This is a genomic window from Streptomyces apricus, from assembly GCF_008369065.1.
Classification (GTDB): domain Bacteria; phylum Actinomycetota; class Actinomycetes; order Streptomycetales; family Streptomycetaceae; genus Streptomyces; species Streptomyces apricus.
Window position 1 is genome coordinate 403,923 of the sequence record NZ_VDFC01000040.1, and the last position, 12,060, is coordinate 415,982.

At 72.7% G+C, this 12,060-nt stretch carries 10 protein-coding genes and 1 pseudogene; 7 read left to right on the top strand and 4 right to left on the bottom strand.

Going from position 1 to position 12,060, the window contains the following annotated elements; genetic code table 11:
- Both FGF04_RS14745 and FGF04_RS14750 read right to left on the bottom strand, forming a co-directional pair.
- Nucleotides 1-1,011: pseudogene (locus FGF04_RS14745) on the bottom strand (hypothetical protein); the annotation flags it as partial.
- 45 nt (nucleotides 1,012-1,056) lie between these two features.
- Nucleotides 1,057-1,632, bottom strand: coding sequence for a tetratricopeptide repeat protein (locus FGF04_RS14750; RefSeq protein ID WP_408055620.1), 576 nt, complete (start codon nucleotides 1,630-1,632; stop codon nucleotides 1,057-1,059).
- A gap of 212 nt (nucleotides 1,633-1,844) precedes the next feature.
- Here FGF04_RS14750 and FGF04_RS14755 point away from each other — a divergent pair, with 212 nt between their 5' ends.
- Nucleotides 1,845-2,297 carry a hypothetical protein gene (locus tag FGF04_RS14755; protein WP_149511755.1) on the top strand — a complete coding sequence of 151 codons (453 nt, stop codon included), beginning with the start codon at nucleotides 1,845-1,847 and terminating at the stop codon, nucleotides 2,295-2,297.
- 124 nt (nucleotides 2,298-2,421) lie between these two features.
- Here FGF04_RS14755 and FGF04_RS14760 read toward each other — a convergent pair whose 3' ends face one another.
- Together FGF04_RS14760 and FGF04_RS14765 are read right to left on the bottom strand one after the other, a co-directional pair.
- Entirely contained in the window at nucleotides 2,422-4,005 is a 1,584-nt protein-coding gene (locus FGF04_RS14760) for a DUF1996 domain-containing protein (RefSeq protein ID WP_149511756.1), read from the bottom strand.
- 427 nt (nucleotides 4,006-4,432) lie between these two features.
- Nucleotides 4,433-5,041, bottom strand: coding sequence for a winged helix-turn-helix domain-containing protein (locus tag FGF04_RS14765; RefSeq protein WP_149511757.1), 609 nt, complete (start codon nucleotides 5,039-5,041; stop codon nucleotides 4,433-4,435).
- Between the two features lie 487 nt (nucleotides 5,042-5,528).
- Between FGF04_RS14765 and FGF04_RS14770 the strand changes: the two genes are divergently transcribed.
- The 6 genes from FGF04_RS14770 to FGF04_RS14795 all read left to right on the top strand — a co-directional run bounded on the left by FGF04_RS14770 (nucleotide 5,529) and on the right by FGF04_RS14795 (nucleotide 12,020).
- A complete protein-coding gene (locus FGF04_RS14770) occupies nucleotides 5,529-6,740 on the top strand; it encodes a pyridoxal phosphate-dependent aminotransferase (protein ID WP_149511758.1) in 1,212 nt (403 codons plus the stop codon).
- Between the two features lie 126 nt (nucleotides 6,741-6,866).
- The gene (locus tag FGF04_RS14775; protein ID WP_149511759.1) at nucleotides 6,867-7,322 is read left to right on the top strand and encodes an SCO4983 family protein; all 456 of its coding nucleotides are present in this window, start codon (nucleotides 6,867-6,869) and stop codon (nucleotides 7,320-7,322) included.
- A 288-nt stretch (nucleotides 7,323-7,610) separates the two neighbouring features.
- A complete protein-coding gene (locus tag FGF04_RS14780) occupies nucleotides 7,611-8,687 on the top strand; it encodes a substrate-binding domain-containing protein (protein ID WP_149511760.1) in 1,077 nt (358 codons plus the stop codon).
- Between the two features lie 12 nt (nucleotides 8,688-8,699).
- Nucleotides 8,700-9,875 (top strand): toxic anion resistance protein, encoded by a 1,176-nt coding sequence (locus FGF04_RS14785; RefSeq protein WP_149511761.1) that lies wholly within the window; start codon nucleotides 8,700-8,702, stop codon nucleotides 9,873-9,875.
- Entirely contained in the window at nucleotides 9,872-11,425 is a 1,554-nt protein-coding gene (locus FGF04_RS14790; protein ID WP_149511762.1) for a substrate-binding and vWA domain-containing protein, read from the top strand. The genes FGF04_RS14785 and FGF04_RS14790 overlap by 4 nt, the downstream gene beginning before the upstream one ends.
- Nucleotides 11,412-12,020, top strand: a complete 609-nt coding sequence (locus FGF04_RS14795; protein WP_149511763.1) for a hypothetical protein — start codon at nucleotides 11,412-11,414, stop codon at nucleotides 12,018-12,020. Before FGF04_RS14790 ends, FGF04_RS14795 begins: the two co-directional genes overlap by 14 nt.
- Nucleotides 12,021-12,060 lie beyond the last annotated feature (40 nt).

Sequence of the window (12,060 nt, forward strand, 5' to 3'; positions counted from 1 at the left end):
CGCCTGGGTCCCCGGGGTCGCCGAGACCTGCACGGACTCGCCCGGCCGCGCCCAGACGGCGAGCGCGCGGCGCAGCAGGGCCTGGTCGCCGGTCAGCTCCCCGCGCGCCGGCCACACCGAGAAGTCGGTGCGCGCCGACGACTCCCAGGCCGCGGCCGGCACCCGCGTCAGCTTCCCGGGCTGCAGGGCCGCCTGGGCCGCCGGATTGCGCGCGTACGGGGGCGCCGCCGCGCCGTCGGGGCCCCAGCCGTCCCCCGGCATGCCCAGGAGCGCCGCGCACACCGCCACGGCGGCGGCCGCGGCGACCGCCGCCTTCAGGTGCTGGCGGCGGCGCACCAGGTCGGTGGGCCGGGCCTGCAGGGAGCACGGGTCGAACTCGGGGGAGGTCAGCAGCGCGGCGTCGCCCGCGGCCCCGCCCCGCGCGTCCGCCTCGGCCAGGGCGGCGGCCGGGTCCGCCTCGCCGGCCGCCGTCAGCACCGCGCGGACGTCGGCGTCGGACAGCTCCTCCAGGCCGCGCAGGACGTGGGCGGCGCGGGCCGGCGCGGACAGGGCCGAGAGCCGCTGGTCCAGGGCGAGTTCGTCGGCGCCGCCCGAGCGCGGGAAGAGCCGCAGGCCCCACACCTGGGGGAGCAGCGGCGGCAGCTGGGCCCGGGTGGGCCGGGCCCGGAAGGACAGCGGCCGGCCCGCCTCCAGCGCCGCCCGCAGGACGCGCAGCCGTACGTACGCGTAGCCGGGATCGGTGTCGCGGCTCCGAGCGGCGCCCTTCTGGGCGGGCAGGACCGCGGGGTCGCCGGAGGCCCGGCCGCGGGGCAGGGCCCGCTGGGTGAGCGCGTGCGCGGTGAGCACCCGGCGGTTGCGGCCGAGGCTCGGCGGCAGGACCAGGTAGGCGAGCCGGACCAGCCGCGGGTAGTGCTCGACGAGCGCGGCCTCGGCCTGCTCGACGCCGACCTCCGCTCCGGGGACGGCGGCTGATGCGGGGCGGGGGCGCGGGGCGACATCCTGTGACTGCACGTTCAGCAGAACGAGCGAATCCGGCGATGGTCACCTGGACCGGCCTCACTTTGCCGGGAGTTGTCCCTCCGGCTCCACGAGGAGGCGTGCGTAGTTCGCCATGGACCGCTGGTAGCGCGGCAGGTGCGGGGCGAGGGCGCCCAGCGCGAGCGAGAGGGCCTCGCGCTCCCGGCCGAGGCTCGCCAGGCACAGCGCCAGCGTGGCCCGTACCGCGTCGTCCAACTCGTCGGAAGGAGCCACGAGTTCGGGGGACAGCAGCTTGACGCCCTCGGCCGGCTGCCCGATGTTCCGCAGCGAGCTGGACAGCTGGATCTTCGCGCGGCGGCCCCGGTAGCCGTCCAGGCCGCGCTCCAGGGCCTCGCGGTACAGCGGCACGGCCCGGTCCGAGTGCCCCGTCGAGTCCCAGGCGCAGGCCCGCTCGAAGGGGCCCACCGGGCTGTCGTGCGGCAGTTCGGCGACGAGCGTGTCGATCACCGCGCGGAAGACCGCCGCGTCGGTCTCCGGGGAGCTCTCGAAGCCGGCCCAGGCCGCCGCCACGCGCTCCTCCCAGTGCGCCGGAGGCGCCGCGGGATCCGCCGTCGTGTCCGCCGCCGTCCGCGCGGCCGTGCTCTCTTCCGTCACCGGTCCAGCCTCGCACAGGCGTCCCACGGCCGGCATCCCGTTTCAGCCGGGTTCCCCGCCCCCTGTGGCCCCCCTTCCAGCAGACTGGGCGCACGACCGGCCCGCGCCGGGCCGCCTCGCGTTGAGCACGGAGCGTGCGGGAGCCGTATCGAAGACGGGGCCCCGCGAGGGCCCCCGGCGGCGTGGGCCGCCGGAACGGACCGGAGGTACGGATGAGGACGACGCGCAAGGCACTGGCGGCCGGTGCGGTCAGTGCTGCGGTGGGGCTGCTGGTCCTGACGGGCTGCGGCTCGGACGACGAGGGGGAGAAGGTCCCCGAGACGGCGACCGGCAGCCTGGAACACCTGGCCGACGAAGTGGGCTGCTCCCCGAACATGCAGACGGACGCCGACGAGATCCGCCAGGCGGTCTGCCAGAAGAGCGATGTCGGCGGCAAGTTCATCCTGGCCACCTTCGCCACCGACCGCGGCCAGCGCGAGTGGCTCGACGGGGCCAAGGACTACGGCGGCTTCTACCTCGTCGGCCGCAAGTGGGTGGCCGTGGCCGAGCAGAAGACGGTGCGGGCGCTGCGCGGCACCCTCGGCGGCGACATGGAGATCGGCACCGACCACTCGGGCGGCCACTCCGGCGGGAGCGGATCGGCGCACCCCGGCCACAGCGGCTGAGCGCGATGGGCGCGCCGGGCTCGTCGGACGTGGACACGAAAGGGAAGGCCGGCCACGGATCTCCGTGGCCGGCCTTCCCTTCTGTCTGTTCTGTGCACCGCGTCAGCGGTTCACCCGTGGTGCGTCACTTGCACTGCTTGCCGGTGTTGATGCAGTTGACCATCTTGTTCATCGTGTTCGCGTCGAAGAAGTTGATGAAGTCGTTGTGGTCGGTGATCGGCTTGTGCAGGTTCTCCGGGAAGGAGTCCACCGCGAACGCGTTCTTCACGGTGCCGTTCTGGATGGTCGGGGCCGCCACCTTGTAGACCAGCCGGACCTGGAGCTGCGGGATCGCCTTGAAGCCGTTGGCGCAGGTGCCGTCCGCCTGGACGAACGCCACGTGCGAGCGGTGGTTGGCGCTGTCGATGTTCTGACCGTCCCAGCAGCTCTGGAAGTTGGTCGTGCGCACCACGGAGCTGCCCCGGGGGCAGATCGGGTACTTGTCCGTGAGCTGGCGGTTCTCGAAGCCCGTGCAGCTCCAGTTCGTGTTGGCGTTCGCGAGGCCGTTGACGAAGGCCTTGGCATCACCGGTGATGATGCGCAGGGCGGTCGGCATGGCGACGACGTTGCCCTTCTTGTTGCCGACGAACTTGAGCTGGGCCTGGCTGGCCTGGAGGATCTTGCCTACGTTGCCCTCCTTGCCGCCGCCGTCGTTGTTCTGGTCGAAGTCCTGCGACCCGTCCTGCAGGCGCAGCACCGGCCAGAAGTACGAGGACTTGTCGCCCTGGTTCTGGCAGGTGGTCTCGGACGCCGCCAGGTCCTCGTCGCTCGCGAAGGCGTCGTTGTTCTGGTTGCCGACGTAGTCGTGCAGGTGGTGCGCGCCGTTGGTGACACCGGGGGCGACGATCACGTTGTCCGTGTTGTGGTTGTCGTTCCCGTTGGTGCCGCAGCTCGTGGTGAAGGTGCCCCGCGAACCGCTCCGGCCGTTGGCGGCCAGACCGTTCGCGCCCACGCCCCGCTTGTTGCTGGGCTGGACGGTCCTGATGTCCTGGAAGTCGGCCGCCACCGGGCCGTTGCCGCCCTGGCCGCCGTTGCCCGTCTGGCCGCCGCCGGCGGGAGGCTGGCTCGCTCCGCCGCCGGCCGGGGGCTGGCTCGCCTGGCCGCCCTGACCGGCGTTGCCGCCCTGGCCGTTGTTGCCCTGGCCCTGGCCGCCGTTGTTCTGGCCGTTGTTGCCCTGGCCGGCGTTGGTGTTCGGCTGTCCGGCCGACCACCCGGTGCACTTGGAGAGGTTGCCGACACCGCTCGGAGCGGTACCGCCACCCCGCTTGATGTTGATCGAGATGCGTTCGATCGTCGCCGTGCGCTTGGAGTTCAGCGGGCCGAGGATCGAGTTCTGGACGAAGCCGGCGTCACCCGCCTGCGCCTGGCGCGTCGAGGCGAGGCGGGCGTACGCCTCGGTGATCTGCTGGTCGAGTGCGGCCAGCTCCTTGTCCACACCGGCGCGGGCGCGCTGGGGCACGTTCCGCAGCTGCTGGCCCACGTCGGGGCATTTGATCGTGGCCACCGAGGCGGCCGTCGTCTGCGCGTTCTGCGTGGAGTTCTTGCCCTCCCCGGCGGAAGCGTAGATGTTGGCCGCAAGCAGACCGCCGCCACCCAGCGCGAGAGCCGCCGATGCGGCTATCGCCCGGTTGGCGAGCGTGGAGCGGCGTTTTCGGTTCGTGCGTCCCATGGAACTCCTCTGGCTTCCTTGCGGGGGCATCGAGGCGCCCGACAGGAGGTGAAGCGGCAGCCTTGAATACGGAGGAGGTTCCTGAGGCGTTCAGAAGCCTCGGGAATTCATGGGAGTTCTGTGGCGCAATCCCGGCGCAAGGGGGCCAGATGCCCCTGAAACAAAGGGAGTTGAGGCCACTTATTTGAATGTCGTTCAACGGAAGCGGAACTTCCGGCTGGTGTGCGGGCCGGCCCCGGACGGCCGCCGGCGATCGTCCGTTCCGGCACCGCGGGTCGGGTTGCGATCACCGCATTCGACCTTCCCTGGGCCATCGGCCCCAAAACCTCCGGCTCCGGGCGGGCCGGCCCGCCCGGCCGCCCGCCTCGTCGCTGTCGTGGGGCCGCGCACCGGGCCGGCCCCACGCACTCCCTCGACCGGAGCCGGTTCAACTCCCGTTCGCGGGCGCGTACTTGTACCCGACGCGGCGTACGGTCCGGATGGTGTTGCGGTGCTCCGCGCCGAGCTTGCGGCGCAGCCGGGCGATGTGGACGTCCACGGTGCGGCCGTCGCCCACGTGCCCGTAGCCCCACACCGTGGTGACCAACTGGTCCCGGGTGTGCACGCGGTGCGGGTGCGCCACCAGGTGCGCGAGCAGCTCGAACTCCAGGTAGGTCAGGTCGAGCGGCTTCCCGTCCACCGTCGCGGTCCGCCGGACGGTGTCGACGCGTACGGGGAAGCCGGCGGAGGACTCACCGGACTCACAGGTCTCCTCGGGCGCCGGAGCCCCGCCCTCCGGCACGGCGACCGGCAGCAGGGAGGGCTGGTCGGCCGGGACGAGGACCAGGTACCCGATCATCGGGGGCCGGCCCGGCAGCGTGGGCAGGGTGTGCGGGGGAGCGGGCAGCCAGGTGGCGCCCGGCGGGAGGAGGTCCGTCACGTCGACCACCTCGTCCCGGTCGACGGCACGCAGCCGGTGGCGGGCCGGACCGGCGGACGGGGCGGGGGCGGATGCGGAGGCGGTGGCCACGGAGGAGAAGGGGCGGGTGTTCGCCATGGGGTGTCAGCTCTTTTCGCGCGAGAGGTCGTCGGAGGACGTACGCCGTGCGCGCGGGCCGAAGGCCGGGATGCGGCTTTAGAGGGCCTGCGCGTTCGCCGCGCGACAACACACCCGGTCGAAGTCGTGGTGCTGACGGGAAGGCCAGAAGGGCTCCAGGTCGTGCCGACCCGTAGCGATGCACTCCTGGAAGCTGGCCATACCTCCATTGAAGCAGACGAGGGCCACCATGAGCAGCCTCCTCTCACGCTCCGGACACATTGCCGGACGGCCCGTGCGGGGGCGCCCTTCAGGGGCGCGRGGAACKGCGCGATCAACCCCCACCGGCCCGCACGGGGGTCTTCAGGGGCGCGGGGAACTGCGCGATCGGCCCCCACCCGGTCGCAGCCGGCCAGGGCCGGGGTCGGATCTCGGCCGGCCCGAGACGGATGTCTCACGTGGCGGAAACACCGCCCGACAACCCCTACCCGCCCGTAAGCTCGCGGACATGCAGGTGATCCAGTCCACCAAACTCGCCAACGTCTGTTACGAGATCCGGGGCCCGGTGCTTGAGGAGGCGATGCGTCTGGAGGCGGCGGGTCACCGCATCCTCAAGCTCAACACCGGCAACCCGGCGGCGTTCGGCTTCGAGTGCCCCCCGGAGATCCTGGAGGACATCCTCCGCAACGTGTCCTCCGCGCACGGCTACGGCGACGCGAAGGGCCTGCTCGCGGCCCGCCGCGCGGTGGTCATGCACAACCAGACCCTCGGCATAGAGACGGACGTCGAGCACGTCTTCATCGGCAACGGCGTGTCCGAGCTGATCGTGATGGCGATGCAGGGCCTGCTGGACGACGGCGACGAGGTCCTCGTACCGGCGCCGGACTACCCCCTGTGGACCGCCGCCGTGTCCCTCTCCGGCGGCACCGCCGTCCACTACCGCTGCGACGAGCAGTCCGACTGGATGCCCGACCTCGCCGACGTGGAGCGCAAGGTCACCGACCGCACCAAGGCGATCGTGATCATCAACCCGAACAACCCGACGGGCGCGGTCTACGACGAGGCGATGCTGAAGGGCCTCACCGACATCGCCCGCCGCCACAACCTGCTGGTCTGCTCGGACGAGATCTACGACAAGATCCTGTACGACGACGCCGTGCACACCCCGACCGCCAAGGTCGCCCCCGACCTGCTCACCCTCACCTTCAACGGCATGTCGAAGGCGTACCGCGTGGCCGGGTACCGCGTGGGGTGGATGGCGATCTCGGGTCCGCGGGCGCACGCCGACTCGTACATCGAGGGGCTGACGATCCTCGCCAACATGCGGCTCTGCGCGAACATGCCCGGTCAGCACGGCGTGGTCGCCGCCCTCAGCGGCCGGCAGACCATCAACGACCTCGTCCTGCCCGGCGGGCGGCTGCGGGAGCAGCGGGACGTGGCGCACCAGCTGCTGACCCAGATCCCGGGCGTGACCTGCGTCAAGCCCAAGGGCGCGCTCTACCTCTTCCCGCGGCTCGACCCGAAGGTCTACAAGATCAAGGACGACCGGCGGATGGTCCTGGACCTGCTGCGCAGCGAGAAGATCATGGTGGTGCAGGGCACGGGCTTCAACTGGCCGGAACCGGACCACTTCCGGGTCGTCACCCTGCCGACCGCGCGGGACCTCACGGACGCGGTGACCCGGATCGGGAACTTCCTGGACGGGTACGGGCAGCGCTGACGCATGCTCACGCCGGAGCGGGCGGTCACCTTGCGTGATCGCCCGCTGCTGTTTTCTGAGTTTGGTCAAACTTAGACGAGTTCTAAGCTAGGATGGTTTCCTGTCAGATACAGGAGGCCGTCTCCCATGTACGAACCGATCCGCACCAAGTCGGTCCACACGATGGCCGGCACCGCCGACTTCCCCCACCGGTCGCGCGAGGAGGAGCTGGACATCCAGCTCGCCGGTCATCTGGCGGCCCTGCTCGCGGTCACGGACGAGCTCCGTGCGCTGGAGCCGTCCGCCGAGCTCGATGCCGCCGCCTCGCGGCTGGTCGAGCAGGTGACGCGGCTGCGCGGTGGGCGTCCGCCGGTCCGTTCGGCCGCCGCGGCGTCCGTGACGACCGGGACGGCCGTGACGGACGCCGCCACCGACGGGCTCGCGCCGCTGTCCGCCGGGCTGCACCGGCGGGCGCACGAGCTCGCCGGGCGGGTGCTCGTCGTCGCCGCGTCGCGGGCGGACACCGCGGTGGCCATCCTGGCCGCCGAGCGGATGGATGCGCACGCGGCTGTGGCTGCGGCGCCTGCGCTCAGCGCTCGCTGAGGCCCTGTCGGGCCTCCCCGATCGGCCCCGGTCCGCGCGCACCCGCAGCGACGTGCGGACCGGGCGCCCCGCACGCCCGGAAGGGCCGCACCTTTTTCAGGTGCGGCCCTTTTTGGCATGCCTGCGTTGTTTCCACGTGCGGGCCGGTGGGGGCTGGCCGCGCAGTTCCCCGCGCCCCTGAAAAGCCAAGCGGTAGCTGGAGGTCCGGTTTGGTACTGGGATGGGGTGGTCACCCGGTGTTCATCCGGTGTGGGGCGGAACGTGGAGTTCCGGGAGCACGCTCCGGGTGTGAGACGAATCATCGCCATCGTCCTGGCGGTATTCCTGATCGGCGGAGTGGCAGCAGCCGTCGTAGCGGGCCGCGAAGAGCAGGACAGCAGCACGGCAACGAAGACCGTGCGAGCAGTGATCGGGTCGGAGAAGGCGGAGTTCTTCGCCGACCCGGACGTGGTGGAGGCCCTGGCTGCCAGGGGCTACACCGTGGAGACCGAGACCTCCGGGTCCTGGGCCATGGAGGGACTCGACCTCAAGGGGTACGACTTCGCCTTCCCCTCCAGCCAGGCGCCCGCCGGGGAGCTCGCCGCGAAGTACGGCGTACGGCAGCCCCTGCCGCGCCCCTTCTACTCGCCCCTCGTGGTCGTGGCGCACCGCAGCGCGGCCGAGGTGCTGGCGGGCAACGGCCTCGCGTCCCTCGGCGGCAAGGGCAACGGCACCCTGAAGATGGGCGCCTACCTGAAGGCGGCCGGGGACGACAGGACCTGGCAGCAGCTCAAGGGCGCGCAGAAGCACGGTGAGCTGAGCGGCACGCTGTTCATCTCCACCACCGACCCGACCAGCTCCAACTCGGGCGCCCTGTACCTCGCCGCCGCCTCCTACGTGGCCGACGGCGGCCGGGTCGCCGACGGCGCCGCCGCGGTCGGCCGCACGGCGCCCCTGATGCGCAAGCTGATCAGCGTCCAGGGCTCCCAGCAGACCAGCACGGACGCGGCGTTCCGGGACTTCGTCAGCGGCGTCGGGAACCCGCTGGTCCTGGTGTACGAGTCGCAGGTCGCCTCGCTCCTCGGCCGGGGCCAGGACGCCGGCGACCTGGTGGTCCTCTACCCGGACACCACCGCGAACAGCGACCACACCGTCGTCCCCCTCACGGACGAGGGGCGCGCCCTCGGTGAACTCCTCGGCACCGACGAGGAGTTGCGCAAGCTCGCCGTCCGGCACGGGTTCCGGCCGCAGGGCGTGGCCACCGAGTTCGCGGCAGCCACCGCCGCCCACACCGCGTACCTCGACCAGAAGCTGACCGGCGTCCGGCAGGCGCCCGTGCCCGCCTCCGGGGTGCTGCACGACATGGCCCGCCGGGCCCGGACGTAGGGGGAACCGCACATGAGCAACCTCGAAGACACCTTCACCCTCACCCCTCCCGAGCCGGTCGCCGCCGTGCCGAAGGAGAAGGCCGGCGGACTCGTGCCGGTCGACGAGGCGGTCCGCACCGACATGGCGCGCAAGGCCGCCGAGTACGTCGACGGGCTCGCCGTGCTCGACGCCCGCTCCCCCGAGTTCGCCGGGCGGATCGGCGAGGTCGTCGCCCTCGGCACCGGTGAGATGCGCGGCGCCGCCGCCCAGTCGAACCGCATGCTGGAGCGCACGATCCGCGCCCTGCCCGCGAACGGCGAGGACGCCCGGTCCCGGGTCTCGTCCTCGCTCGTCGAACTGCGGCGCACCGTCGAGGACCTGGACCCGCGCGACCTGCCCGGCGGAAAGGCCCGCAGGCTGCTGTCCCGGCTGCCGGGCGGCAACAGGCTGCGCGACCACGTGGCCAAGTACGCCTCCGCGCAGGGCACCCTGAACCGGATCGTGGGCTCGCTGCGCGGCGGCCAGGACGAGCTGCGGCGCGACAACGCCGCGCTGCAGACCGAGCGCGTCCGCCTCTGGGAGTCGATGGGCAGGCTGCAGGAGTACGTCGTCCTGACCGAGGCCCTGGACGCGGCGGTCGGGAGCCACATCGCCGGCGTCGAGGCGCAGGACCCGGAGCGGGCGGACACGCTCCGCGCCGACGTCCTGTTCCCCGTACGGCAGAAGCACCAGGACCTGCTCACCCAGCTCGCGGTGTGCGCCCAGGGCTACCTGGCGATGGACGTGGTCCGCCGCAGCAACGAGGAGCTGATCAAGGGCGTCGACCGGGCGGCCACCACCACGGTCTCCGCGCTGCGCATCTCCGTGATGCTCGCCTCCGCCCTGGACGACCAGCGCAAGGTGGTCGAGCAGGTGAACGCGCTGCGCGGCACGACGGAGGACCTGATCCGCGGCAACGCGGAGATGCTCGCCACCCAGAGCGGCGAGATCCAGCGCATCGCCGCCGACCCCGCCGTGGGCGCCGAGACGCTGCGCTCGGCCTTCCAGCAGATCTACCGGACCCTGGACGCCATCGACACGTACAAGGTCCAGGCCGCGGAGACCATGGCCGCGACGGTCGACTCGCTGACCTCCGAACTGCAGCACGCCACGGCGTACCTGGAGCGCAGCCGCTCCCAGGGCGCCCTGGAAGGGGGCCCGGCATGAGACATCCGCGCCTGGCGGCGACCGCCGCCGCGCTGGCGGTGGTCGCGGTGATGACGGCAGGATGCACGCCGTCCGCGGAGGGACCGGGCCCCGCCGAGGGGCCGGTCCCCGGCACCCTGCGGGTCCTCGCCTCCAGCGAGCTCTCCGACATGAAGGACGTGCTGGAGCGGGTCCGCGAGGACACCGGCATCACGGTCCGGCCCACCTACATGGGCACCCTCGACGCGGTCGACCTGCTCGCGAAGGGCGGGGCGAAGGACGCGTACGACGCGCTCTGGCTCTCCTCCAACGACTATCTGCGCCTGGAACCCGCCGCCGCGCGGCAGGTCGTGTCCGAGACCCCGGTCATGTCCAGCCCGCTGGCGATCGGGGTGCGGACCGCCACCGTGCGGAGGCTGGGCTGGCGGCCCGCGGACGTCACCTGGACCGACGTCGAGGAGGCGGTGCGGGACGACGGCCTGACGTACGGCATGACCGACCCCTCGCGCTCCCACTCCGGTTTCTCCACGCTCGTCTCGGTGGCCTCGGCCCTCTCCGGCGCCCAGTCGGCGCTCACCGACGCGGACGTGCGGCGGGCGGCGCCCGAACTGAGACGGTTCTTCGGGGGCCAGCAGCTGACGTCCGGGTCCTCGGGCTGGCTGGCGGCGGCGTACGACCGGCGCGGTGACGTCGACGCGCTGCTCAACTACGAGTCGGTGCTGGCGTCGCGGAAGGACCTGACGGTGATCCGCCCGCGCGACGGCGTGCTCACCGCCGACTACCCGCTCTCCTCGCTCGCGTCCAGCGGCCGCGAGGCGCGCGAGGACGTCCGCCGGCTCGCCGGGGCCCTGCGCGCCCCGGCGGTCCAGAAGCTGATCACCGACCGTACGCTGCGCCGCCCCGTCGTCCCCTCCGTGCCGCCCGCGGCCGGCCTGGACACCGCCCGGCGCCGCGAACTGCCCTTCCCCGGCAGCCGATCCGTCGCCGACGGGCTCCTCGACTCCTACGAGAACGAGCTGCGCCGCCCCTCGCGGACCGTGTACGTGCTCGACACCTCGGGCTCGATGCGCGAGGACGGGCGCCTCGACCGGCTCAAGAAGGCGCTCACCGGACTCACCGGCGACTTCCGCGAGCGCGAGGAGGTGACGCTGATGCCGTTCGGCTCGGCCGTCAAGAGCGTCCGCACGCACGTGGTGCGGCCCGAGGACCCGCGTACGGGGCTCGACGCGATCCGCCGCGACACCCGGGCGCTCACCGCGGAGGGCGACACCGCGATCTACACGTCGCTGCGGAAGGCGTACGCGCACCTGGGCGCCGACCGCGACACGTTCACGTCGATCGTGCTGATGACGGACGGCGAGAACACGCGCGGCGCGGGCCCGGCGGAGTTCGACCGCTTCCACGCCCGGCTGTCCGGGGCCGAGCGGCGCATTCCCGTCTTCCCCATCCTCTTCGGCGACTCCGACCGCGACGAGCTGGCCCACCTCGCCGAGCTGACCGGCGGCCGCCTCTTCGACGCGCAGAAGGGCTCGCTGGACGGAGCCTTCAGGGAGATCCGTGGCTACCAATGAGAGCAGCAGGTTCTTCGGCTACCTGGAGTCCCGCAAGAACCTCGCCGGGAGCGCCTGCGGGATCGCGGGGCTCGCGCTGACGTTCGCGGGGGTCGCGGGGGCGTACTGGCCGGTCGTCGTCGCGGGGCTGTACGGGGCCGGGGCGCTGKTCGCGCCGCCCGAGCGGCCGCCGGTGCCGGAGTTCCCGGACGCCCGCGCCCGGCTGGACGGGGTCCGGGCCGACTTCGGCCGGCTGCGGACCTATCTGGCGGACGTCGGACTGCCGCCCGCCGCGGCCGGCCGGCTCACCGAGCTGACGGAGCTGCTCGACGGGCTGCTCGATCCCGGCTGGGTGGCGCAGGTGCTGGCGCGGGACGCGGAGGGGGTGCACGTGCTGTCGCGGGCCGTGCGGCTGGATGTGCCGGAGGCGGTCGACGCGTATGTGCGGGCGCGGTGGTGGGTGCGGTTGGCGCCAGGGGCGGAGTCGCCGGAGCGGCATCTGGAGCGGCAGCTGGGGCTGCTGCACGAGGAGCTGACGTCACTGGCGGCGACACTCCGCGAAGCGGAGTCCCGCCGCCAGGAGTCCCACACGCGCTACCTGGAGGACCGGGCGTAAGGGATTCCTCGCCCCCGCCGCCCCTTCCCGTCCCTGGGGC

Bases quoted from the DNA above. Each gene is read 5' to 3' on its own strand.
- FGF04_RS14755 (WP_149511755.1), top strand. From the start codon at position 1,845: ATGAGGACGACGCGCAAGGCACTGGCGGCCGGTGCGGTCAGTGCTGCG.
- FGF04_RS14760 (WP_149511756.1), bottom strand. From the start codon at position 4,005: ATGGGACGCACGAACCGAAAACGCCGCTCCACGCTCGCCAACCGGGCG.
- FGF04_RS14765 (WP_149511757.1), bottom strand. From the start codon at position 5,041: ATGGCGAACACCCGCCCCTTCTCCTCCGTGGCCACCGCCTCCGCATCC.
- FGF04_RS14770 (WP_149511758.1), top strand. From the start codon at position 5,529: ATGCAGGTGATCCAGTCCACCAAACTCGCCAACGTCTGTTACGAGATC.
- FGF04_RS14775 (WP_149511759.1), top strand. From the start codon at position 6,867: ATGTACGAACCGATCCGCACCAAGTCGGTCCACACGATGGCCGGCACC.
- FGF04_RS14785 (WP_149511761.1), top strand. From the start codon at position 8,700: ATGAGCAACCTCGAAGACACCTTCACCCTCACCCCTCCCGAGCCGGTC.
- FGF04_RS14790 (WP_149511762.1), top strand. From the start codon at position 9,872: ATGAGACATCCGCGCCTGGCGGCGACCGCCGCCGCGCTGGCGGTGGTC.